Source organism: Bradyrhizobium sp. 14AA, from assembly GCF_054185205.1.
Window position 1 is genome coordinate 92,904 of sequence record NZ_JAVAYM010000026.1, and the last position, 21,955, is coordinate 114,858.

The 21,955-nt window shown below is 64.0% G+C and carries 19 protein-coding genes and 3 pseudogenes; 15 read left to right on the forward strand and 7 right to left on the reverse strand.

The window, feature by feature from the left end; translation table 11 throughout:
• Nucleotides 1-10: 10 nt before the first annotated feature.
• The 6 genes from cyoB to RAD15_RS35195 are packed head-to-tail and all read left to right on the forward strand — an operon-like array spanning nucleotide 11 to nucleotide 5,767.
• Nucleotides 11-2,008, forward strand: coding sequence for a cytochrome o ubiquinol oxidase subunit I (gene cyoB / locus RAD15_RS35170; RefSeq protein ID WP_458183304.1), 1,998 nt, complete (start codon nucleotides 11-13; stop codon nucleotides 2,006-2,008).
• The gene (cyoC, locus tag RAD15_RS35175) at nucleotides 2,009-2,638 is read left to right on the forward strand and encodes a cytochrome o ubiquinol oxidase subunit III (protein ID WP_458183305.1); all 630 of its coding nucleotides are present in this window, start codon (nucleotides 2,009-2,011) and stop codon (nucleotides 2,636-2,638) included. It begins immediately after the preceding gene.
• Complete coding sequence (gene cyoD / locus RAD15_RS35180) at nucleotides 2,635-3,015, forward strand: cytochrome o ubiquinol oxidase subunit IV (RefSeq protein ID WP_458183306.1); 381 nt, start codon at nucleotides 2,635-2,637, stop codon at nucleotides 3,013-3,015. Before cyoC ends, cyoD begins: the two co-directional genes overlap by 4 nt.
• The gene (locus RAD15_RS35185) at nucleotides 3,012-3,875 is read left to right on the forward strand and encodes an SURF1 family protein (protein WP_458183307.1); all 864 of its coding nucleotides are present in this window, start codon (nucleotides 3,012-3,014) and stop codon (nucleotides 3,873-3,875) included. The genes cyoD and RAD15_RS35185 overlap by 4 nt, the downstream gene beginning before the upstream one ends.
• Nucleotides 3,847-5,244: an ATP-binding protein gene (locus tag RAD15_RS35190; protein WP_458183308.1), complete on the forward strand. Its 1,398-nt coding sequence runs from the start codon at nucleotides 3,847-3,849 to the stop codon at nucleotides 5,242-5,244. Before RAD15_RS35185 ends, RAD15_RS35190 begins: the two co-directional genes overlap by 29 nt.
• Nucleotides 5,234-5,767 carry a response regulator transcription factor gene (locus RAD15_RS35195; RefSeq protein WP_458183309.1) on the forward strand — a complete coding sequence of 178 codons (534 nt, stop codon included), beginning with the start codon at nucleotides 5,234-5,236 and terminating at the stop codon, nucleotides 5,765-5,767. The genes RAD15_RS35190 and RAD15_RS35195 overlap by 11 nt, the downstream gene beginning before the upstream one ends.
• 234 nt (nucleotides 5,768-6,001) lie before the next feature.
• Here RAD15_RS35195 and RAD15_RS35200 read toward each other — a convergent pair whose 3' ends face one another.
• The 5 genes and pseudogenes from RAD15_RS35200 to RAD15_RS35220 form a co-directional block, all read right to left on the reverse strand.
• Nucleotides 6,002-6,997 (reverse strand): CarD family transcriptional regulator, encoded by a 996-nt coding sequence (locus tag RAD15_RS35200; protein ID WP_458183310.1) that lies wholly within the window; start codon nucleotides 6,995-6,997, stop codon nucleotides 6,002-6,004.
• Between the two features lie 146 nt (nucleotides 6,998-7,143).
• Entirely contained in the window at nucleotides 7,144-7,482 is a 339-nt protein-coding gene (gene fdxA / locus RAD15_RS35205) for a ferredoxin FdxA (RefSeq protein ID WP_011082989.1), read from the reverse strand.
• Between the two features lie 132 nt (nucleotides 7,483-7,614).
• A pseudogene (locus tag RAD15_RS35210) lies at nucleotides 7,615-7,878 on the reverse strand (RNA-binding S4 domain-containing protein); the annotation flags it as partial.
• Nucleotides 7,879-7,888: 10 nt separating this feature from the next.
• Nucleotides 7,889-11,257: a helicase-related protein gene (locus tag RAD15_RS35215; protein WP_458183311.1), complete on the reverse strand. Its 3,369-nt coding sequence runs from the start codon at nucleotides 11,255-11,257 to the stop codon at nucleotides 7,889-7,891.
• An 802-nt stretch (nucleotides 11,258-12,059) separates the two neighbouring features.
• A complete protein-coding gene (locus RAD15_RS35220) occupies nucleotides 12,060-12,923 on the reverse strand; it encodes a DUF3108 domain-containing protein (RefSeq protein WP_458183312.1) in 864 nt (287 codons plus the stop codon).
• Nucleotides 12,924-13,474: 551 nt separating this feature from the next.
• On the opposite strand from RAD15_RS35220, the gene rpmB reads away from it, so the two are divergent.
• The 5 genes and pseudogenes from rpmB (at nucleotide 13,475) to ftsZ (ending at nucleotide 17,438) form a co-directional block, all read left to right on the forward strand.
• On the forward strand, nucleotides 13,475-13,780 hold the full coding sequence (rpmB, locus tag RAD15_RS35225) for a 50S ribosomal protein L28 (protein ID WP_458183313.1): 306 nt from the start codon (nucleotides 13,475-13,477) through the stop codon (nucleotides 13,778-13,780).
• Between the two features lie 243 nt (nucleotides 13,781-14,023).
• Nucleotides 14,024-15,229: a DUF3644 domain-containing protein gene (locus RAD15_RS35230; RefSeq protein WP_458183314.1), complete on the forward strand. Its 1,206-nt coding sequence runs from the start codon at nucleotides 14,024-14,026 to the stop codon at nucleotides 15,227-15,229.
• A gap of 78 nt (nucleotides 15,230-15,307) precedes the next feature.
• Nucleotides 15,308-15,504: pseudogene (locus RAD15_RS35235) on the forward strand (T6SS phospholipase effector Tle1-like catalytic domain-containing protein); the annotation flags it as partial.
• 116 nt (nucleotides 15,505-15,620) lie between these two features.
• Nucleotides 15,621-16,130, forward strand: a complete 510-nt coding sequence (locus RAD15_RS35240; RefSeq protein WP_458183315.1) for a hypothetical protein — start codon at nucleotides 15,621-15,623, stop codon at nucleotides 16,128-16,130.
• Nucleotides 16,131-16,181: 51 nt separating this feature from the next.
• On the forward strand, nucleotides 16,182-17,438 hold the full coding sequence (gene ftsZ / locus RAD15_RS35245) for a cell division protein FtsZ (protein ID WP_458183316.1): 1,257 nt from the start codon (nucleotides 16,182-16,184) through the stop codon (nucleotides 17,436-17,438).
• Between the two features lie 296 nt (nucleotides 17,439-17,734).
• Here ftsZ and RAD15_RS35250 read toward each other — a convergent pair whose 3' ends face one another.
• Nucleotides 17,735-18,415, reverse strand: coding sequence for a hypothetical protein (locus tag RAD15_RS35250; RefSeq protein ID WP_458183317.1), 681 nt, complete (start codon nucleotides 18,413-18,415; stop codon nucleotides 17,735-17,737).
• Between the two features lie 33 nt (nucleotides 18,416-18,448).
• Here RAD15_RS35250 and RAD15_RS35255 point away from each other — a divergent pair.
• Nucleotides 18,449-18,700, forward strand: a pseudogene (locus RAD15_RS35255) (phospholipase effector Tle1 domain-containing protein); the annotation flags it as partial.
• Between the two features lie 16 nt (nucleotides 18,701-18,716).
• On the opposite strand, the gene RAD15_RS35260 reads toward RAD15_RS35255, so the two are convergent.
• On the reverse strand, nucleotides 18,717-18,995 hold the full coding sequence (locus RAD15_RS35260; RefSeq protein WP_458183318.1) for a DUF1488 family protein: 279 nt from the start codon (nucleotides 18,993-18,995) through the stop codon (nucleotides 18,717-18,719).
• A 308-nt stretch (nucleotides 18,996-19,303) separates the two neighbouring features.
• Between RAD15_RS35260 and RAD15_RS35265 the strand changes: the two genes are divergently transcribed.
• The 3 genes from RAD15_RS35265 to RAD15_RS35275 all read left to right on the forward strand — a co-directional run bounded on the left by RAD15_RS35265 (nucleotide 19,304) and on the right by RAD15_RS35275 (nucleotide 21,827).
• The gene (locus RAD15_RS35265; RefSeq protein ID WP_458183319.1) at nucleotides 19,304-19,600 is read left to right on the forward strand and encodes a hypothetical protein; all 297 of its coding nucleotides are present in this window, start codon (nucleotides 19,304-19,306) and stop codon (nucleotides 19,598-19,600) included.
• 258 nt (nucleotides 19,601-19,858) lie between these two features.
• Nucleotides 19,859-21,184, forward strand: a complete 1,326-nt coding sequence (locus tag RAD15_RS35270; RefSeq protein ID WP_458183320.1) for a DUF2235 domain-containing protein — start codon at nucleotides 19,859-19,861, stop codon at nucleotides 21,182-21,184.
• A gap of 397 nt (nucleotides 21,185-21,581) precedes the next feature.
• Nucleotides 21,582-21,827 (forward strand): PilZ domain-containing protein, encoded by a 246-nt coding sequence (locus RAD15_RS35275; RefSeq protein ID WP_458183321.1) that lies wholly within the window; start codon nucleotides 21,582-21,584, stop codon nucleotides 21,825-21,827.
• Nucleotides 21,828-21,955: the final 128 nt, after the last annotated feature.

Here is a 21,955-nt window from a genome sequence, read left to right on the forward strand (position 1 = left end):
GAGAGCTCGCATGTCTCCTGATCTTCTCAAGCTCATCTTCGGCCGGCTCGGCCTCGAGTCGCTGCCGTTGCACGAGCCGATCGTCGTCGGCACCTTCGCGGTGGTCGCGCTCGGCGGCGCCGTGATGCTCGGCGGCCTCACCTATTTCCGTCTCTGGGGCTACCTGTGGCGTGAATGGTTCACCACGGTGGACCACAAGCGCATCGGCATCATGTACATGATCCTCGGCATCGTGATGCTGCTGCGCGGCTTCGCCGACGCGCTGATGATGCGCGGCCAGCAGATGCTCGCCTTTGGCGGCTCCGAAGGCTATCTCAACGCCCATCACTACGACCAGGTCTTCACCGCCCACGGCGTGATCATGATCTTCTTCGTGGCGATGCCGCTGGTCACCGGCCTGATGAACTACGTCGTGCCGCTCCAGATCGGCGCCCGCGACGTGTCGTTCCCGTTCCTGAACAATTTCAGCTTCTGGATGACGGTCGGCGGCGCCGTGCTCGTGATGGCCTCGCTGTTCATCGGTGAATTCGCCCGCACCGGCTGGCTGGCTTATCCGCCACTGTCGAACATCGGCTACAGTCCCGACGTCGGCGTCGATTATTACATCTGGGCGCTGCAGGTCGCCGGCGTCGGCACGACGCTATCCGGCATCAACCTGATCTGCACCATCGTCAAGCTGCGCTGCCCCGGCATGACCATGATGAAGATGCCGGTGTTCACCTGGACCTCGCTCTGCACCAACATCCTGATCGTCGCTTCCTTCCCCGTCCTGACCGTTGTGCTCGCGCTGCTCTCGCTCGATCGCTACGTTGGCACCAACTTCTTCACGAACGATTTCGGCGGCAGCCCGATGATGTACGTGAACCTGATCTGGATCTGGGGCCATCCCGAGGTCTACATCCTGGTTCTCCCCGCCTTCGGCATCTTCTCGGAGGTGACCTCGACCTTCTCCGGCAAGCGGCTGTTCGGCTACACCTCGATGGTCTACGCCACGGTGGTCATCACCATCCTGTCGTACCTGGTGTGGCTGCACCACTTCTTCACGATGGGTTCGGGCGCCAGCGTCAACTCGTTCTTCGGCATCACCACGATGATCATCTCGATCCCAACGGGCGCGAAGATGTTCAACTGGCTGTTCACGATGTATCGCGGTCGTATTCGCTACGAACTGCCGATGCTGTGGACGATCGCCTTCATGCTGACCTTCGTGCTCGGCGGCATGACCGGCGTTCTGCTCGCGGTGCCGCCCGCCGACTTCGTGCTGCACAACAGCCTGTTCCTGATCGCGCATTTCCACAACGTGATCATCGGCGGCGTGGTGTTCGGCGCGTTCGCCGGCATCAACTACTGGTTCCCGAAGGCGTTCGGCTTCAAGCTCGATGTGTTCTGGGGCAAGCTGTCGTTCTGGTTCTGGGTCGTCGGTTTCTACCTCGCCTTCATGCCGCTTTATGTGCTCGGCCTGATGGGCGTGACTCGCCGCCTCCGCGTGTTCGACGATCCGAGCCTGCAGATCTGGTTCGTCATCGCCGCGATCGGTGCCTTCCTCGTCTTCCTCGGCATCCTCTCGATGCTGATGCAGTTCGCGGTCTCGTTCCTCAAGCGCGAGCAGCTCAAGGACGTCACCGGCGATCCCTGGGACGCGCGCACGCTGGAATGGGCGACCTCCTCGCCCCCGCCGGACTACAACTTCGCCTTCACCCCCGTCGTTCACGACAATGACGCTTGGTGGGACATGAAGAAGCGCGGCTACCACCGTCCGCTGACCGGGTTCAAGTCGATCCACATGCCCAGCAGCACCGGCACCGGCATCATCCTCGCCGGCTTCGCCACCGCGATGGGATTCGGGCTGATCTGGTACATCTGGTGGCTGGCCGCAGCGAGCTTCATCGCGATGCTCGTCGTCGGGATCGGCCACACCTTCAACTATCACCGCGACTTCGACATTCCGGCTGACGACGTCATCCGGACCGAGGACGCGCGCACCAAACTGCTCGCCGGAGCCAACTAAATGACGATCGCTGTCAATCCCACCCAATCGGGCGAGCCGCTCTTCTACCTCGCCGACGAGCATCCGCATCCGGAAGGCTACAGCACCTCGCTCGGCTTCTGGATCTATCTGATGAGCGACTGTCTCATCTTCGCGATGCTGTTCGCCGCCTTCGGCGTGCTCGGCGCCAACTACGCCGCCGGCCCCGCGCCGAAAGACCTGTTCGACCTCGACCTGGTCGCGGTGAACACCTCGATGCTGCTGCTGTCGTCGATCACGTATGGCTTTGCCATGCTGACGATGCAGCAGAACAAGATCGCCCAGACGCAGATGTGGCTGGCGATCACCGGCCTGTTCGGAGCCGCCTTCATCGGCATCGAGCTCACCGAGTTCGCCCACATGATCCATGAGGGCGCCACGCCGCAGCGCAGCGCCTTCCTGTCCGCCTTCTTCACCCTGGTCGGCACCCACGGCCTGCACGTCTCCTGCGGCCTGATCTGGCTGGTGACGCTGATGGTGCAGGTCTGGAAGTTCGGCCTGATCGAAGCCAACCGCCGCCGCCTGATGTGCCTGTCGATGTTCTGGCACTTCCTCGACGTGGTCTGGATCGGCGTCTTCACCTTCGTCTATCTCCTGGGAGTTCTGCGATGAACACCGATACGCACGCAGCTGGCGCGCACGACCACCACCACGGCGACAGCCACGCCCACAGCACGTTCTCGGGCTATATGCTCGGCTTCGTGCTCTCGGTCGTGCTGACCGCGATCCCGTTTTGGCTGGTGATGAGCGGCGTGCTGCCGAGCAAGCAGATCACCGCACTGGTGATCATGGCCTTCGCGGTGGTGCAGATCGTCGTGCACATGATCTACTTCCTGCACATGAGCCCCAAGTCCGAGAACGGCTGGAGCATGATGGCGCTGATCTTCACCATCGTCATGGTGGTGATCGCGCTGTCCGGTTCGCTGTGGGTGATGAACCACCTCAACAGCAACATGATGCCGATCCACCAGATGAGCGGAATGAAGTGAGCGAAACCCGGACCGTGACAGGCAAGGAAGACGGGACGCGCGGCAAATTTGCAAACAGCAAGGCTGCGCGTCCCTCCTTGTGGCTCACGGTCCTCTCGCTCACGGCCTTTGTCCTTCTGATCGCGCTTGGTGTCTGGCAGATCGAGCGCCGCGCCTGGAAGCTGGCGCTGATCGACCGCGTCGAGCAGCGCGTCCATGCCCCGGCCCAGCCGATTCCTTCGTCTGCTTCATGGCCGGCGGTCTCAGTCGCAAACGACGAATACAGGCACGTCAGCCTCACCGGCCGCTTCCTGCATGACCGCGAGACGCTGGTTCAGGCCGTCACCGAGGAAGGCCCCGGCTATTGGGTGCTGACGCCGCTCGAGCGCAGCGACGGCACGCAGGTCCTGGTCAACCGCGGTTTCGTGCCGTCCGAGCGGCGCGACGCATCGACGCGTTGGGACGGCAATCCGGACGGCCAGGTCGAGATCACCGGCCTGTTGCGCATCACGGAGCCGAAAGGCGGATTCCTCAGGAACAACGTGCCCCAGCACAACCGCTGGTACTCGCGGGATGTCGCCGCGATTGCGGCGGCACGCGGCCTCCAGAATATCGCGCCCTTCTTCGTCGATGCCGACGCCGGATCACAATCCGGCAGCGGTCCAATCGGCGGATTGACCGTGGTCCGCTTTCCCAATAACCACCTGATCTACGCGCTGACGTGGTTTGCCCTGGCATTCATGCTGGCCGGTAAACTTCTCGTCACATTCGGCGGCGGGCTGTTCCGCCGCAAGCGCTTCGTCCACGAACCCGCCGGCGGCTCGGATGCCGTCGCCCGCAGGACGGGATCAGATGCTGGAACGATCGTCGAACAGGCCTGACGACGGAAGAACGCCTTCCCAACCGCTTGGCGAGCTGACCGTCACGCTGCAATCGCAGGCGGACGCACGCAGCGAGCTGATCGGTGCTGCGCCGACCGACGACGAGACCAACCGCAAGAACATGGCGCTGCTGATCCAGCTGCGCTGGACCGCGGTGGTCGGCCAGATCGTGACCATCGGCGGCGTGCATTTCTGGCTCGGCATCCCGCTGCCGCTCGAGCGGATGGGCGCGGTGATCGGCGCGCTGGTGCTGCTCAACGTCTCCAGCCTGGTCTGGGTGCGCCATCGCGCCGCGATCTCCAGCAACGAGCTGCTGGTCGCCTTGATGCTCGACGTCGCCGCGCTGACTGCGCAGCTTTACCTCAGCGGCGGCGCCACCAACCCCTTCACCTCGCTGTTCCTGCTCCAGGTGACGCTGGGCGCGGTGCTGCTCGACGCCCGCTCGACCTGGTCGCTGGTCGCGCTCACCTGCGCATGCTTCGTCTGGCTGACGCTGGCCTACCGGCCGCTCGACCTGCCGCCAAATCCGCTCAGCGAGACCTACACCCTCACCGTCGCCGGCATGCTGCTGGGCTTCGCGCTCAACGCCGTGCTGCTGGTCGTGTTCGTCACCCGCATCAACAGGAATTTGCGCGAGCGCGACGCGCATCTGGCGGCGCTGCGCCAGCATGCGGCCGAGCAGGATCACATCGTCCGCATGGGCCTGCTCGCCTCCGGCGCCGCGCACGAGCTCGGCACGCCGCTGGCCTCGCTCTCGGTCATCCTCGGCGACTGGCGCCGCATGCCCGATCTCGCCGCCGACCAGGAGCTCGCCGAGGATCTCGCGGAAATGGAGACCTCGCTGCAACGCTGCAAGTCGATCGTGACGGGCATTCTGGTGTCGGCGGGCGAAGCGCGCGGCGAAGGCTCCTCGCCGACGACGGTGACGGCTTTCGTCACCGCGCTGGTGGAGGAGTGGCGCGACGCGCGCTCGGCGCGCACGCTGTATTTCGTCAACACCTTCGGCGAGGACGTCGCGATCGCCTCGGACATCGCGCTGAAGCAGGTGATCTTCAACGTGCTCGACAACGCCTACGAGGTCTCGCGGGAATGGGTCGAGCTCGTGGCCGAGCGCGAGGGCGACAACCTCGTGCTGGCGATCAGCGACCGCGGCCCGGGCTTCGCGCCGGAGATGCTGGCGCAGCTCGGAAAACCCTATCAGTCGAGCAAGGGCCGCGCCGGCGGCGGGCTCGGCCTGTTCCTGGTCGTGAACGTGGTGCGCAAGCTGGGGGGCTCCGTGACCGCCGAGAACCACAGGAAGCGCGGCGCCACCGTCCGCCTGACGCTGCCGCTCGCGACGCTGGCGATCGGAGGTCAATTTGACGCCTGATCGCTCGCTGATCGTGGTCGAGGACGATGCCGGCTTCGCGCGCACGCTGAAGCGTTCGTTCGAGCGCCGCGGCTATGATGTCGTGCTCGCGGCGTCGATCGAGGAGGTGCGGAGCGTGCTGGAGGAGCGATCCTTCGGCCATGCCGTGGTCGACCTCAAGCTCGGCGGCGCCTCGGGGCTCGCCTGCGTCGAGCTTCTGCACACGCACGATGAGGACATGCTGATCGTCGTGCTCACGGGCTTTGCCAGCATCTCGACCGCCGTCGAGGCGATCAAGCTCGGCGCCTGCCACTATTTGGCAAAGCCATCGAACACCGACGACATCGAGGCCGCCTTCAACAAAGCCGAAGGCAACGCCGAGGTCGCGCTGGATTCGCGGCCGACATCGATCAAGACGCTGGAATGGGAGCGCATCCACCAGACCCTGATCGAGACCGATTTCAATATTTCGGAGGCGGCGCGGCGGCTCGGGATGCACCGGCGGACGCTGGCAAGGAAGCTCGAGAAGCGGCCGGTGAAGTAGCTCTTTCGTCGTCCCGGCGAAGGGCGGGATCCATAACCACAGGGGAGTAAGCGTAGGGTGGGTTAGCGTAGCGTAACCCACCTCTTTGCTTTCCATGCGGGGAGAGAAGCGGTGGGTTACGCCAAGCAGATGCACTTCGTGCATCTGCAGGGCTAACCCACCCTACGAAACTCAAACAAAAAGCCCGGCCGAGCGGCCGGGCTTTTGATCTGTTGCGATCGACGCAGGAGGCGCTTACGCGGCCTCGTCGGCGACGGTGGTGTCGTCGCCATCGGTATCGTCGGCCTCGCCCTCGGCATCCGCTTCGCCCTCGGCGGCTTCGGACTTGGCACCGGTGCGGCGCGGGCTCTTGGCGAGCTGGGCCTCGATCTCCTTGACCGCTTCGGTCTCGGTCGAGTGCTGCACCACCGCGATCTCGCGGGAGAGACGATCGAGCGCCGCTTCATAGAGCTGGCGTTCGCTGTAGGACTGCTCGGGCTGCGACTCCGAGCGATAGAGGTCGCGCACGACTTCCGCGATCGCGACGATGTCGCCCGAATTGATCTTCGCTTCGTATTCCTGGGCGCGGCGCGACCACATGGTGCGCTTGACGCGGGCGCGGCCCTTGAGCGTCTCCAGCGCCTTCTTCACCAGCGCGGGCTCGGACAGCTTGCGCATGCCGACATTGGCGACCTTGGCGGTCGGAACGCGCAGCGTCATCTTGTCCTTGATGAAGTTGATGACGAACAGCTCGAGCTTCGCACCGGCGATCTCCTGCTCCTCGATGGCCAGGATCTGGCCGACGCCGTGAGCGGGATAGACGACGAATTCGTTGGCCTTGAAGCCCTGACGCTGGGTCACGACCTTCTTTTCCTCGACCTTCGGCGCAGCAGCCGCCGGCTTCACAGCGGGCTTGGCGGCAACGGGAGCCTTGGCAGGAGCAGCAGCAACAGGAGCCTTCGACGCGGCGGGCTTGGCAGCGGGAGCCTTGGCAACAGCAGGCTTGGCAACGGTCGCTTTCGCGGCCGGTTTGGCAGTCTTGTTAGGCATTGCGCTTCTTTTGTTCTTCGAGGACTTTGCAGCCGGCGGCGCCTTGGCAGCGGTCCGACCCTTGGATGCGCTACGGCTGGCCGTGGCGACTTTTTTGGCCTCCTTATGGGAAGCCCTCGCTGAAGTACTCTTTTTACGCGTTTTCTGTGACACAGCCTGCGCGCGGAAACTGCCACGCCCCTGTTCGACATTTGGTTTCACGGGAACCCAACGGGGCCAACTGGGCTGACGGGGTTCGGCTTAATGTGCCCAATATAGCACATTTCCCGCAAAAATCAATGATTTAGGGGTCTTGAGGGCTGGTTTTCGGCAGCAACGCCGGTATTAGGGTTAAGTTTGGGCGCGAATTAGTCTCCCGAGCCCGGGTTCGGAGAAAAATATTTCTCGAACTTGCCTTCCATGCCGTCGAATTCCTTCGCGTCGGCAGGTGATTCTTTCTTCTGGGTGATGTTGGGCCAGCTCTTGGCGTAGTCGGCGTTGACCGAGAGCCACTTTTCCAGGCCCGGTTCCGTGTCCGGCTTGATGGCGTCGGCGGGGCATTCCGGCTCGCACACGCCGCAGTCGATGCACTCATCGGGGTGGATGACGAGCATGTTGTCACCCTCGTAGAAGCAGTCGACCGGGCAGACCTCGACGCAGTCGGTGTACTTGCACTTGATGCAGTTTTCAGTGACGACGTAAGTCATCCAACGCTCCGAAAAGCTCTTTTAAAAGTCGCGGCTTGCGTAGCGCGGATGGCCCGGCGCCGCAAGGTCGGCAAGGCCCGATCATGACGGCTTTGCGCGTTTGATCGACCAAGAAATGAATTCAAAGCGCAATTAATTGCGCTCACCGAGCTCCTCGTAGAGCACGCGGGCCGAGGCGGCATCGCCGCGGCGCTCGTTGAAGCCAGTGACTTTCAGCACGCGCACGGTGCGATCGAGCGCGACGGTGATGACGTCGCCGATCTTGATCGCATGTCCCGGCGACTTCTCGCGCTCACCGTTGACGCGAACGTGGCCGGATTCGACGAGCTCGGCCGCGGAGGTGCGCGCCTTCACCACGCGCGCGTGCCACAACCATTTGTCGAGGCGCTGCCGCTCGGTCGTGGGATCACTCCTTGCGGCCGGACAGTTGCTCTTTCAGCGCCGCGAGCTTGGCGAAGGGCGAGTTCGGATCGACGGGGCGATCGCGCTCGCGCGGGTTGGCGCTCGAGGCGTAGGGACGCAGCGACGGACCGCCCTGGCGGTCGCGGCCCTTGTCGCGGTCGCGGCCACGGTTGTCGCGGCCCTTGTCGCGATCTCCGCCGAACTTGCCCTTGTTGTCACGGTTGCGATCGCGATCCTTGTCGCGGTCCTTGCCCTGGAAGCTGCGATTGCGATCGTCGCGGCGCTCACCGCCCTCGCCGCCTTCACGCGGCTTGCGGAAGTCCTTGGCCCCGTCGCGACGATGACCGCCGCCGTGACGATGACGCTCGCCCCGCTTCTCGCCATCGGCTGACTGCGCGGCCTCGCCTTCAGCGGGCGTGGCGCCTGCCTCGGCGCCGGCCTGCGGACGCTGATTGTGGTGACGCTGGTGGCGATGGCGCTCGTGGCGCGGCTTGCGGTCCTCGTGACGACCACCAGGACGCCAGACCTCGACGAGCTCGGGCTCTGTGGGCGTGGCCGCAGCTTCCACCGGCGCGGCGGCATCGGCCGATGCAGCGGCTTCGGTTGCAGCGGTCTCGGCGGGAGCGGCCTCAAGACCGGCAGGCTCGGCAGGCGCAGCAGCGTCATCCACCGGCGGCGCGATGCCGGGGGCGTCTTCGGGCGTGACGGGCGCTTCAGGAGACGCTTCGAGCGCCGGCTCTTCCTGCGCGGGCTCGTCGTGCAACTCCATGCCGGGCGCGTCTTCGACGGTGACCGGCTCTGCGGCGGCTTCGATCGCGGTGTCCTCGGCCACAGCCTCTGCGCTGACTTCAGCAGCCGGCGTCTCGGCAGCAGCAGGCGCCACCGGCTTTTGCGGCAACGGCGGACGCTTCTCCATGCGGTAGCCGAGCGCGCGCAGCACGGAGGCGAAGTCCTCGCCGGCGGAGCCGGTGAGCGAGGTCATCGCCTGCGTCACCACAAAACTGCGGCCGTCGAAGGCGCCGGCGGGCTTTTCGCCGGGCGAGTTGTCGCGCCAGGCCAGCGCCGGACGGATCAGATCGGCCAGACGCTCCAGGATGTCGACGCGCACGGCGCGTTCGCCCGCCTGCTTGTAGCCGAGCACGCGATAGGCATCGCGCGGCAGCTGCTTGTCGACCGGGAACGAGGTGCGGCCCGACGATGCCAGATGCTGCGCGCCCGAGAGCGAGGAGAGATCGACATTGTCCTGCTTCAGCGCCCACAAGAGCGCGGCCAGCGCGCGCGCGGCGGGCTTCAGCAGGCCGGGGAAATAGAGGTGATAGGCGCCGAAGCGGACGCCGTATTTGCGCAAAGTCGCGCGCGAGGGCTGGTCGAGATCCTTCAGCTCGTTGGCGATCTTCGGACGCTCGAGCACGCCGAGCGCCTCGACCAGCTGATAGGCGATGCCGCGGGCAATGCCGGTGACGTCCTCGGCCTTGCTGAGCTCGAACATCGGCCCGAGCAGCTTTTCGATATGGGTCTTGAGCCAGAGCTCGAGCCGGGCCTCCACTTTCTCGCGCGGGCCGCCGGTCAGGCGCTCGTCCGAGATGATGCGGATGCGCGGATGCAGCGCGTCCTCTGCGGCAGACAGCCGCGCCACGGCATCGCCGGTCCAGCGGATGATGCCTTCCGAGGTCAGCACGAACTGCTCGTCCGGCGCGTTGCCCAGTTTCTCGGCGCGCGCGTTGATCTCGCCGGCGAGCACGGCCTGCGCTGCAGCCTGCAACGCTTTCGCATCGGAGCCGGCTTCCGCCGCATCCGGTGCAAAGGTGAAGCCATCGAGGCGGCCGATGACATGGCCTTCGACGATGACTTCGCCGGTCTTGCCGATTTCCGTATTCAAGCTCGTGTTCTCCCGCAGGCGGCGCATCAATACACTGGTACGACGATCAACGAAACGCTCAGTCAAGCGTTCATGGAGCGCATCCGATAATTTATTTTCGACCTCCCGCGCGATCCCCTGCCAGCGTTCGGGGTCTTTCAGCCAGTCCGGGCGGTTGGCGACGAAGGTCCAGGTGCGGATCTGCGCGATCCGGGCCGACAGCGTGTCGATATCGCCGTCGACGCGGTCGGCCTGGTCGACCTGGGCGGCAAACCAGGCGTCGGGAATGCATCCCTTCTGCATCAGGAAGCCGTAGAGCGTGGTCACCAGCTCGGCATGGGCCGCCGGCGACAATTTTCGGTAATCGGGGACCTGGCAGGCCTCCCAGAGACGTTCCACGGCCGCCTTGCCATGCGCGATATCGCGCACCTCGACGTCGCGGGCGGCGTGGTCGAGCACGCGCATGTCCTCGGCGATGGGCGCGCGCGTCAGCGCCTCATGGCCGGGGGCGAGGTTCAGCGAGACCTGGAGCGCGCCGAGCGAGGCGAAATCCAGCTTCGAATTGCGCCATTGCAGCATCTTCACGGGATCGAAGGTGTGGTTCTGCAGCGCGTTGACGAGCTCGGGCTCGAACGGCGCACAGCGGCCCGTGGTGCCGAATGTGCCGTTGCGCGTGGCACGGCCCGCGCGCCCCGCAACCTGCGCGAATTCGGCCGGCGTCAGGCGGCGGAACTGGTAGCCGTCGAACTTGCGATCGGAGGCAAAGGCGACGTGGTCGACGTCGAGATTGAGGCCCATGCCGACGGCGTCGGTGGCGACGAGGTAATCGACGTCGCCGTTCTGGAACATCTCGACCTGCGCATTGCGCGTGCGCGGTGACAGCGATCCCAGCACCACGGCGGCGCCGCCATGCTGGCGGCGGATCAGTTCGGCGATGGCGTAGACCTCATCCGCCGAGAACGCGACGATCGCAGTCCGGCGCGGCTGGCGCGTGATCTTGCGGTCGCCGGCGAATTCCAGCTGCGACAGGCGCGGCCGCGTGATCATGGACACGCCCGGCAACAGGCGCTCGATGATCGGGCGCATCGTGGCGGCGCCCAGCAGCAGCGTCTCGTCGCGGCCGCGGCGATTGAGGATGCGGTCGGTGAAGACGTGGCCGCGTTCGAGATCGGATGCGATCTGCACCTCGTCGACGGCGAGGAAGGAGACATCGAGGTCGCGCGGCATCGCCTCGACGGTGGAGACCCAATAGCGCGGGTTCTTCGGCTTGATCTTCTCCTCGCCCGTCACGAGCGCGACCGCTTCGCTGCCGACCCGGGCGGCGATCTTGTTGTAGACCTCGCGCGCCAAGAGGCGCAGCGGCAGGCCGATCATGCCCGAGGGATGCGCCAGCATCCGCTCGATGGCGAGATGGGTCTTGCCGGTGTTGGTCGGCCCGAGCACCGCAGTGACGCCCGCGCCGGGCAATCGGTCGGAGAGCGCGCGCTCGGAAGCGAAGGGGGAGGAGGAGGCCATGTCTGACGGATTAGGTAGTGGCGATTTGGGCGAATGTCAGTGCTGTTTGGGGCGGTGATGGGGACCGAGACCTGTCAGCCATGTCTCCGAACGCTCCGCTGCCGCCGCACTCACTGCTGTCATCGGCCGGCTTGACCGGGCGATCCAGTACGCCGAGGCCGTCGTGGGTAAGCCGGGAAGCCGCGGCGTACTGGATGCCCCGGTCAAGCCGGGGCATGACAGCGGAGTGTGTGGGAGCATCTCCCCAATCCTCGCGCAACTGTCTCACTTTGCGACGCTTTTCCCGTTGGTCTTAAGCTTCGGAACGACTCTAGAACGAATCGCGGCCGAATCGCTGACTCCCCCTGGAGTCCCGTTCCGTTCACGCAACATGTCGCGGGACCCGTGTGAGTTGTGCACTAGATGGAGTTTTGTGCCGCCGCACAAGCGGCGTTTCGGGGGCTGGTTCCTTAAAATTGGGGACGGCGCGGAGTCGAATCAGAATCGGGGAGGAGTCAAATGGATTCCAGGTTCCGGCGCCCCCTCCGAAACAAAACCGCGAAAACAACCCCATGCACAGTAGGTAAGTTATTGAATTAGCAAGTCTTTTATTTTCATCGAAGGCGCGCTTTCTTACCCTCCCCTGAAGGGGTCCGGGACGAGCGTAGCTCGCCCGTGGGTCGTGGACGCATGGAGCGCAGCGAAATGCGTCACGGGGTGGGGTGATCTCTCCTCACGGGGACTGCTCGAATGGAGAGATCACCCCACCCCGCTCGCGCTGCGCGCGATCGACCCTCCCCCTCTAGGGGAGGGTAAGCAGGCGTCACTGCGTCTTGGCGACCTTCGGCGGCTGGGCCGAGGTGATGAAGCTCGTCGCTTCCAGCATCGCCGGCCCCAAGGGCGTCGGCACTTTCAGCCAGAACGGAACCAGGATGCGCGTGCCGGCCACCGGCGCGAACGCGATCTCGATGTTGCGCTGGGCGGCGAGGTATTTGATCACGGGGCGGTCGGGGATGTAGCCGGCGACCGGCACGAAAAACAGCGAACAGACCACGACCGGGCCGTGATAGCCCTTCTCGGCCTTCACGGTCTCCATGCGCTTGAAATCGAGCTTCAGATCGTAGCGCATGCGGCCGTCGAACACCGGCGCGGCGTTGTGGCAGGCGTCGGGCGTGACGGGGTCGCCATTGCCGGGCACGCGCAAGAGCGAGGCCGTCATCGGGTCCCAGACGCCGCGGCGATGCGCGTCGGTGACGACGATGCGGTCGGCATCGACCGGCGGCTCCGGCAGAATCGCAAAATCCTTCACATTGCCCTTGTCGAGCGTGATGCGGATCTCTTCGGTCTTCTTCGAGGTGGTGGTGGAGGCCTGGTAGCCGGTCGCAACCAGCGCGCCGTTGACCACCCGGCCCTGCGAGGCGCCAGTGCCGGACCCGCCCGCGAAGGATTTTAGGAGCCCCGAGGTGCCCCCCGAAGCCGCGGCCGCGAACACGTCGTCCTGGATGTCGATGTTCCAGGCGCCTCGGCCGACGGGAATGCCCGCCAGCGTCGCCTCATATTGCGCCTCGAGCTTGCCCTGCGCCGCCACGGGCTCGGCGCCCCAGGCCAGCACGAGCCCGCAAAGGACCGCGAAGGCCAGCCGGCCGGCCGGGCGCAGCCGGGGCGTTGACTTAGGCGTTGTGAGCACGAAGCAATCCAATCGGGGCGCGAACGGTTGTTACTTAAGCCAAAAACCGCGGCAAACAATGTGTCCGGACGTACAGGACGCGGAACTCGACCCCACTCTTCGGGCCCGAATGCGCCCTTTATGTGATGGTAAGGTGCGACAATCATTGCCGTTTTGGTGATCGGGCGGTGGTAAGCTCTTGCCGCTTATTCCCCTGTCATACCCCGCCTTGTGCGCACTTGCGCACTGGAGCGGGGTATCCAGTACGCCGCGGCCTCCCGGCTCCAGCCGCACCGCCGGTGGAATACTGGATCGCCCGGTCCCGGCTCCGCCAAGGCTACGCCGGGGCTCGGCGGGTGCTTGGCTCGCCGAAGCCTTGGCGGAGGCGGCAAGCCGTGCGATGACACCTCGGGTGGGGCAGCGCGCGGGGCACGAATCCCCGCCCAAATCCTTGACTACCCGCCCCTTCCCCCCTATACGTCCGCCCGCTCCCTGCAAGGACACAGAATTAGCCCCCGTGGCGCCCAGAATGGCGGCCGCAATCGTTGGGGGATCGAAACAAGGATTTTGCCATGTCTCGCCGCTGCGAACTGACGGCCAAGGGCCCCCTCGTCGGCCACAAGGTCAGCCACTCCAACATCAAGACCAAGCGCCGCTTCCTGCCGAACCTCGTCAACGTGACGTTCATCTCGGAAGCCCTGGAGCGCAACGTGCGCCTGCGCGTCTCGACCAACGCGGTCAAGAGCGTCGACCACAATGGCGGCCTCGACGCCTTCCTGCTCAAGGCCAGCGCCGACGCCCTGTCGCCGCGCGCCCTCGAGCTGAAGCGCGCCATCCAGAAGAAGGTCGGCGACGCGCCGGTCAAGAAGGCCAGCTAAGCCAAGTTTTCCAGAATTGGGCGGGGGCTAAGTTGCGTCGCGTGGCGTAGGCTTAGCCAGTAGAGTTTTGAGTCGCGGCCGGATCGAAAGATCCGGCCGTTTTGTTTTGGGGGCGCGCCGTATGACCACAATCCATTTGGATCAAAGTGCTAACTCGCCACTATCCCAATCTATGTCCTGCGACTAAGTTGGCTTCCAGAAGTAGTGAACTTCTCACAATGCAACATCAATGCAGCTTCTTAGATGACGAAGCCGACGACTCTTACCGACGAAGAACGGCGCGTGATAAAGGCCCTGTTGGCCGAAGGCATGCGGAACCAAGATATTCATACACTCATAAACTATGAACGCGCGGCAACGATTAACTTCGGTCGCATTGCAGGCATTAAGAAGGATTCGGGTATCGCTCCTGCTTCACCCGAAGAGGTCGCCTTTTTTAAGCGAAAGAAGAAGAGCTACGATCCTATCACCGGACTCAACCTCTATGCTGATGAGCGTCTAATCCGCGCTCGCGAGGCGATGATCCTAGCCGTCACGATCTTCAACAGCGGTGGCTACAAGTTCAAAACAGAAGTATTCGCCGTGCTAGCCAATATCGCGTGGACATATTTGTTACACGAGCATTATCACCGCGCTAAGATTTCTCCACTTAATGCAGACGGAACAACCTTCGCTCTTAGCTACATGCTCCCTCGAACTGATTGCCCGTTATCAAAAGGAATCAAGAAGAATTTACTCTCGTTAAAGACCATCCGGGACGACGTTGAGCATAAAATGCTCGGAAGGAGTGATGCGACGTGGTTGCCACTCTTCCAGGCAAGCTGTTTGAATTTTGACAAGACTCTTGTTGCTTGGTTCGGCTCGCGGTTGTCACTACAGCATGATCTCTCAATTGCGCTCCAGTTCGGAAAGCTTGACTTGGAACATTTAGCGCAACTTACAGCCTATGATGTCCCTCCAAACATCACTGCACTAGATGCGGCCTTGAAGAAAGATATGAGCGAGCAGGAATTGGACGATTTGGAGTACCAGTTCAGAGTCGTATACACGTTTGATAGTGCCTCGAAAGGGAAGGCGCACATCCAATTCCTTAGTCCCGATTCCGCTGAAGGTAAGACCGTTCAAAACGTCCTCCAAAAATTCAAGATCGCGGATGAACTATATCGGTACAAACCCGGAGACGTCCTAAAGATCGTACGGCAAGCAACATCCAAGCCGTTCTCTATGAATGACCACACCGCAGCTTGGCAGAAGCATAAGGTGAGGCCACCCAAGGGCACAAAGTCACCTGACAAAACCAATAGAGAATATTGCATCTACCACGCCGCGCATAAAGACTACACCTACAACGACAAGTGCATCGCGCTTCTTGTTGGTGAGCTTGGCGAAAGCAAGAAAGCTATGACAACGACAGAACCTAAATCAACAGCGCAAGGAGCGCCCGGATAGTTCGGACCATCATTCAGACTTCCACGATAGAAGCTCCTTCCTATACTCGCCCCGGCAGCACACCCGGAGGCACGTCCCGTGGAGCACGTGCGCGACACCGACCGCAAGCTAGAGCCGAAAAACCTCGTCATCTGCTGTGATGGGGACCGGCAACGAGATTTCGGAGAACATCTCCAAACGTCCTGCAGCTCTATCGCTGCCTGCGCAAGACGGACAAGACGCAGCCGCTGCAGATGGTGTTCTACGATCCCAGGGTCGGCACATCGACTGCACCCGTAAACACCCCCCTCACCCGTTAACCGTCCGTTAACCAACGCACCCTAGCTTGCTGTAATCGTCCAGCCATCAATAGCTCGAAATGCCTTCCCGGTTCGCTCCAGGAGAAGCGCCGATGTGCGTTGCGTTGTTGACGTATGCCGATCTCAGTGCCCGCCTCGATATCTCGCGCGAGGCCGCGCGGTCGCTGGCGAGACGACGCCGGCTGCCGCGCTCGCGTTCGGATGACGGCAAGGCCCTGGTGAGCGTTGATCTCGCCGAGCTACGGTACACGCCCCGCCCGCGACGTGCTCGCCCGGCGGACCCCATCGCCGCCTCCATGGCAAGGATCGAGGCCGTCAATACCGAGGCCTTCAAGGCGGAGATCGCGCGGCTCGAAGACGTCGCAACCGCCTACAGGGCCGTGTTCGAACGCGAGCGGGAGCGCGCCGATCGCCTCGCCGTCGAACTGCAGCAGGCGACCGCCGAGACCATGGCAGCCAACGTGTGGGCGGCACGACTGGAAGACGAAGTGACGGCGCTGCGGAGCGATCGCCGGGGCGGCTCGATCGCGGGACACGCCGCGCGTCGATTGGGACATCTGGCCGCCGCCATCGTCAAAGCAGACCGCGCGGCTTGCAGGTAGCGCTCGAAGACTTCTCCATTCCCGGCTTGCCGGACCAATCGCGAGGGAAAAATGGCTGGCAATATCGATATTCATGAAATGAAGGCCCGCATCGTCGTGTTCGGTGTCGGCGGCGCAGGCGGTAATGCCGTCAACAACATGATCACGGCCGGGCTGCAAGGGGTCGAGTTCGTGGTCGCCAACACCGACGCGCAGGCGCTGGCCATGTCGAAGGCGAAGCACCTCATCCAGCTCGGCACACATGTCACCGCAGGCCTCGGCGCCGGCTCGCAGCCCGAATTGGGACGCGCCGCGGCCGAAGAGGCCATCGATGCGATCCGCAATCAGTTGACCGGCGCGCACATGGTGTTCGTGACTTCAGGCATGGGCGGCGGCACCGGCACCGGAGCTGCACCCGTTGTCGCCAGGACCGCGCGCGAGCTCGGCATTCTCACGATCGGCGTGGTCACCAAGCCGTTCTACTTCGAGGGCCAGCGCCGCATGCGCTTTGCCGAGGCCGGCATCGAGGAGCTGCTGAAGACGGTCGACACCCTCTTGATCATCCCGAACCAGAACCTGTTCCGGGTGGCCAGCGAGAAGACCACATTCGCCGATGCCTTCGCCCTTGCCGACCAGGTGCTTTATTCGGGCGTGGCCTGCATCAGCGACCTCATCGTCAAAGAAGGCCTGATCAATCTCGATTTTGCCGACGTCCTCTCCGTCATGAAGGAGAAGGGCAAGGCCATGATGGGACGAGGCGAGGCCTCCGGCGAGAAGCGCGTGCTCGCCGCCGCCGTGGCCGCGATCTCCAATCCGCTGATCGAGAATCCCTCGATCAAGCGTGCCAGTGGCCTCATCATCTCCATCACCGGCGGCAAGGATCTGATGCTGTACGAGGTCGACGAAGCCGCGACCCGCATTCGCGACGAGGCCGACCCGGACGCCAACATCATCGTCGGCGCGTCGTTCGACGAAAGCCTCGAAGGCATCGTCCGCGTCTCGGTGGTGGCGACCGGGATCGACAATCTCGATCCGGCGCAGGCGCTGCCGGTGGAAACCGCCCTCACGCAGCTCGCTGGCAGGCTGCGCAACGACGGCCGCCGCATCGCCGATCGCATCGAGCGCAGCGCACCCATTCCGCAAGCGGGCAGCCCGCCGCTCCGCCCGCAGCCGCACCACCCCGTGGGGCCACCGGCACGGCCGGGTCTGGACTATGCGCCGCAGGCGGCGCTTCAGCCGCTCGATCCTTACGGCCGCGCCCCTGCGCGCCATGCGCCCGACGAGGCCGCTCTCGATATCCCGGCCTTCCTGCGCCGCGCCGCCAACTGAGCGGTGGCAGGAGCCAGGGTCGCCAATGCAGGAACTAAATCGCTGCTACGCGACAACGCGCTGAGATTAGCCTTGTTCTAGCCACGCACGCGGTGGCTCGCTCTCCCGCTTGCGGGAGAGGGTTGGGGAGAGGGTGTTTCCGCAATGGGACACTCCCAATGTGGAAAGAGCCCCCACCCGGCGCTTCGCGCCGACCTCCCCCGCAAGCGGGAGAGGTTGAGCGAGCCCGCGGCCCGCTCGATCCAACAAAAAGCCATTCTGCTCCAGAGTCCGCGCGCTTAGAGCGCGCAGATCATTCACGCTGCCGTGCTGCGCGGGCTCTCCGCGGTTTCCTTCTTGTCCGACTCCTTGTCGCGCGACAGCCAGGCCGGAAAGCGAAGCAGGCGTTCGTTGGTGTCTTTCGGCAGCTCGACGGGCGGCGCTTCCACGGCCGAACTCGGCAAGTCCAGCGCTGCCTGTCCGGATCGCACCGCATCCGAACGCTGATCCAGTTCGCGCAAGAGAGGATCGAGCACGCTGTCGATCTCGGTCGCCACCGACACGAGGAAACTATTGAGCTCGCGCGCCTCGGGCACGACGGCCGCAGCCGATTCGATCGCGCTGGAGAGACCGTCGACAACGGGCGCAAACGCACCGGCGGCTTGCTTGACTCGCGTCTTGATCACTTCGATCTCGCTCAGGACGCGCTCACGCTCCCGCCTTTTCTTCTCTTCCGAAAGGCGGGCTTCGATTTCGGCGATCTGGGCCGTCAGGGTCGTGGCTTCGGATGCGAGCGCATCGCGTCGTCCGCGCGCGCGATCGAGATCGCGGCTGAGATTGTCCACTAAGTCGTCCTTTCCGAACATGGCTTTGCTCCGTAGGACAGGCGCTTTGCCCTGTAGGACGGCCTTGGCGCGAACCGCCAGCCTCGCCACCGACCGGATGGCCGGATCGGCCGAAACAGGCATCAACCTCGGTCGCGTCACATGGGCCGACATGGTGATCCCCCATCGTCAACATTAGGCAACCGCATGGTTAACAAGAGGTTAATATCAACAGACGAGAACCCTCGCCCAAAAACCTCGTCATCCTCTGTGAACGTCCTGAATCTCTATCGCTGCCTGCGCAGGACGGACAAGACGCAGCCGCGGCAGATGGTGTTCTACGATCCCGGCGTCGGCACGGTGACGGAGCCGACGACGTGGCACCGCTGGAAGGCCAACATCAAATTGGTGCCGGGGCTCCGCACCGGCTGCGGGCTCAACAACGACAAGCTCGCGGCTCCGCGTCCGGCTCCCCCTACCCCCGAAAATCGATGCTCCGCAGCACGATCCCCGGCGGGGTGCCCTCGAACTCCGTTGCCTGATATTTGCGCCCCACGCAGGCCTCGATGCGCTCGCGCAGGCGCATGAACTGGGCTTCGCGCTCATTGGGCCGGGCGCGCGGGCCGCGCTCGAGGTCGTCCATCGCGGAGGTCGAGATCGCGCAGGCGATCTCCGTCGCGCCGTCCTGCATCGAGAACTGGACGATGCCGCGGTCCTGTTCGTGGGCGATGAAGCGGCCGCTGGTGAGGGGCATGGGGTTACTCCTTTGCGGCGTGCAAACTGGCTCCAACGTCGTCCCGGCCTGGTGCGCAACGTCGTCCCGGCCGAGTGCGCAATTGCGCACGGGAGCCGGGACCCATTACCCCGGTCAGCTTTGTTGAAGCGCGCTGTGGCACAAGGCTGTGTAATAACGCACTTCGGTGGTTATGGGTCCCGGCCCCCCCGTGCGCAAGCGCGCACTCGGCCGGGACGACACCTGACGCGCAGAGCGTTGCGCCCGACCGCTTTAGCGCTCGCTATTGCCCAACCGCAAGCGTACGTTGTCGCATCACCGGGCGTTCAATGACATCGACCGGTGACCGAGGGTCAGGTGCGCTCCCGCCGACCAGCGAGTCCGGGTGCGCCCATTTCGGCCGCGGCATCGCGGCGGCCTTCGCACTGCGCGGACGGGTGCTGCAATCGGTCGAACTCAGCGTATTCGAACCCTCACAGGAGACGGACATCATGCCCAAGGGACAGCAACGCAGCAATCGCGAAACCAAGAAGCCGAAGAAGGACAAAGCCAAGGTGATCGCCGCGGCACCGAGCCGCAAGGACGCCAACTGGCAGCCGGATTTCGGGCCGGCGAAGAAGAAGTAGGGGCGGAGGCCGGGCTCGGTGCGCTTACCCTCCCCTGGAGGGGGAGGGTCGGCTCACAGCGCGATAGCGATGTGAGACGGGGTGGGGTGATAGTCTCTCCACGCATGCAGTGCCCGTGTTGAGAGATCACCCCACCCCGCTCGCGCTTCGCGCGATCGACCCTCCCCCTCCAGGGGAGGGTAAGAATCACCTCCGTCTCCTCTCGGTCGCGGTTTTCCGCTATACTCGCCCCGGTAGCATCACCCGGAGGCGCACCTCGTGGAGCACTCGTCCAAACCCGACCCGAAAAACCTCGTCATCCTCTGTGACGGCACCGGCAACGAGATTTCGGAGAACATCTCCAACGTCCTGAAGCTCTATCGCTGCCTGCGCAAGACGGACAAGACGCAGCCGCGCCAGATGGTGTTTTACGATCCCGGCGTCGGCACGGTGACGGAGCCGACGACGTGGCACCGCTGGAAGGCCAATATCAACCTGGTGCTGGGGCTCGCCACCGGCTACGGGCTGGATGACAACGTGCTCTCGGCCTATTGCTTCCTGGTCGAGCATTACGCGCCGGGCGACAAGATCTATCTGTTCGGCTTTTCGCGCGGGGCTTACACGGTTCGCGTGCTGGCGGGGCTGATCCACAAAATCGGGCTGATCTCGCCGGAGCAGGCGAACCTCGCAGGCTCGGGCCTCGTCGCCTACAAGCAATATTCCGGCACCGGGCGCGGCAACGACATCGAGGACCTCAAGGACGTCGCCACCGACGACGACGGGCCACTGCCGAAGGACGCGTTCGACCTCGCCGCCCAGTTCGCGCGCATCACCTCGACGCGCTGGCCGACCATCCACTTCATCGGCGTCTGGGACACGGTGGCGAGCGTGATCGTGCCGCGGCGCGACAATTTCTTCTTCGTGTTCAGCCTGGAGGAGCTCGCCTTCACGCTGCGCAACCCGAGCGTCAACATCTTCCGCCAGGCGATCGCGATCGACGAACGGCGCTGCATGTTCCGCCTGAAGGAGTATGAGGAGCCGCAAGAATATTGGCGCAACCGCTACGTCCCCGACGAGAAGAAGGAGCCGCAGGACATTCTGCAGGTGTGGTTCGCCGGCGTGCATTGCGACGTCGGCGGCGGCTATCCGGAAGCGGAGAGCGGCGAGTCCAAGTATCCGTTGATCTGGATGATCGAGGAGGCGGAGAAGGCGGGGCTGAAGTTCAACCCGCGCACCGTGAACCAGCTCGCGTGGGGCGTCCCGCGCAAGAACTCGCCGTTCAAATACGTCGCGCCCGCCTATACGGGCAAGGTGGGCGAGCTGCACGATTCGATGACGGCCGCCTGGCGCATGCTGGAGTATTTGCCGAAGAGCGCGACGTACAAGGAATGGCCTGACAGGACGGTGGTCTTGGGTTTCTACATCCCCGATTGCGAGCCGCGCGTCATTCCCGAAGGCGCGCATGTGCATGAGAGCGTGCTGAAGCGGATGGCGGTGGAGCCGGATTATCGGCCGGTGAACTTGCCGAAGGAGTATGTGACGGTGCCGATGCCGGTGCCGCCGGGGACGGCTGGCGCCGAGGCGGAGGAGAGCGTGACGGCGTGAGGTGGACGCCCCGAGTTCGTCATTGCGGTGGTGGGGGCAGGGTGGCGCAACACACTCGCCGTCGTCCTGGCGAAAGCCAGGACCCATACCGCGTGATCTATCGGTTGCGGAAGGTCGCAGTACCAAACTGCTGATCTTCGCCAAACGCCTCCCTGGGGTAATGGGTCCTGGCTTTCGCCAGGACGACATTGGAGGTTGGGGCTGCGGCGAGGATCTCACGGCCACGCCACAAGCCACCGTCACCACCACCGCCCCACCCCGCTACCGCCGCATTCTCCATTCGCCGCTACTTTTCGTTAAAATTCTCGCCCCCGCTTTAGTCGGATCGCATCATCTCCTCCGCATCATGGGAACAAACCACCCGCTGCTATGCCTGCGGAATTGGAGGAGAGTGCCAATGTATCCGCGCAAATATGCCCGCGTGAAGCCTGCAGGGCTGGTGTCGCGACAGGCCAAGATCATCACCGACCCGCGCGCGCCTGTGATCCCCTGCACGCTGATCGACTATTCGCCCGGCGGGGCCTGCGTCGATCTCGGCGGGCAGGTGAGCATCCCCGATCGGTTCGAGCTGCTGCACGTCAACACCAAGAAGCGCTGCCGCATCGCGTGGAAGCGCGGCACGCGGGTGGGCGTGGTGTTTTAGGAGGGCGCTCACTGAAGTTCGATGATCTCGCCGAGCACTCGCTCTGCTCCCTCCCCCCTTGTGGGGGAGGGCTGGGGAGGGGGGTGCCCAGCAAATGGTGCGGGTTATAACCACGCGATCAGCAACAG

Excerpts from the sequence above, each read along its gene's own strand:
- cyoB (WP_458183304.1), top strand. The coding sequence starts at position 11 with ATGTCTCCTGATCTTCTCAAGCTCATCTTCGGCCGGCTCGGCCTCGAG.
- cyoC (WP_458183305.1), top strand. The coding sequence starts at position 2,009 with ATGACGATCGCTGTCAATCCCACCCAATCGGGCGAGCCGCTCTTCTAC.
- cyoD (WP_458183306.1), top strand. The coding sequence starts at position 2,635 with ATGAACACCGATACGCACGCAGCTGGCGCGCACGACCACCACCACGGC.
- RAD15_RS35190 (WP_458183308.1), top strand. The coding sequence starts at position 3,847 with ATGCTGGAACGATCGTCGAACAGGCCTGACGACGGAAGAACGCCTTCC.
- fdxA (WP_011082989.1), bottom strand. The coding sequence starts at position 7,482 with ATGACTTACGTCGTCACTGAAAACTGCATCAAGTGCAAGTACACCGAC.
- RAD15_RS35215 (WP_458183311.1), bottom strand. The coding sequence starts at position 11,257 with ATGGCCTCCTCCTCCCCCTTCGCTTCCGAGCGCGCGCTCTCCGACCGA.
- rpmB (WP_458183313.1), top strand. The coding sequence starts at position 13,475 with ATGTCTCGCCGCTGCGAACTGACGGCCAAGGGCCCCCTCGTCGGCCAC.
- RAD15_RS35230 (WP_458183314.1), top strand. The coding sequence starts at position 14,024 with ATGACGAAGCCGACGACTCTTACCGACGAAGAACGGCGCGTGATAAAG.
- RAD15_RS35240 (WP_458183315.1), top strand. The coding sequence starts at position 15,621 with ATGTGCGTTGCGTTGTTGACGTATGCCGATCTCAGTGCCCGCCTCGAT.
- ftsZ (WP_458183316.1), top strand. The coding sequence starts at position 16,182 with ATGGCTGGCAATATCGATATTCATGAAATGAAGGCCCGCATCGTCGTG.
- RAD15_RS35250 (WP_458183317.1), bottom strand. The coding sequence starts at position 18,415 with ATGTCGGCCCATGTGACGCGACCGAGGTTGATGCCTGTTTCGGCCGAT.
- RAD15_RS35260 (WP_458183318.1), bottom strand. The coding sequence starts at position 18,995 with ATGCCCCTCACCAGCGGCCGCTTCATCGCCCACGAACAGGACCGCGGC.
- RAD15_RS35265 (WP_458183319.1), top strand. The coding sequence starts at position 19,304 with ATGACATCGACCGGTGACCGAGGGTCAGGTGCGCTCCCGCCGACCAGC.
- RAD15_RS35275 (WP_458183321.1), top strand. The coding sequence starts at position 21,582 with ATGTATCCGCGCAAATATGCCCGCGTGAAGCCTGCAGGGCTGGTGTCG.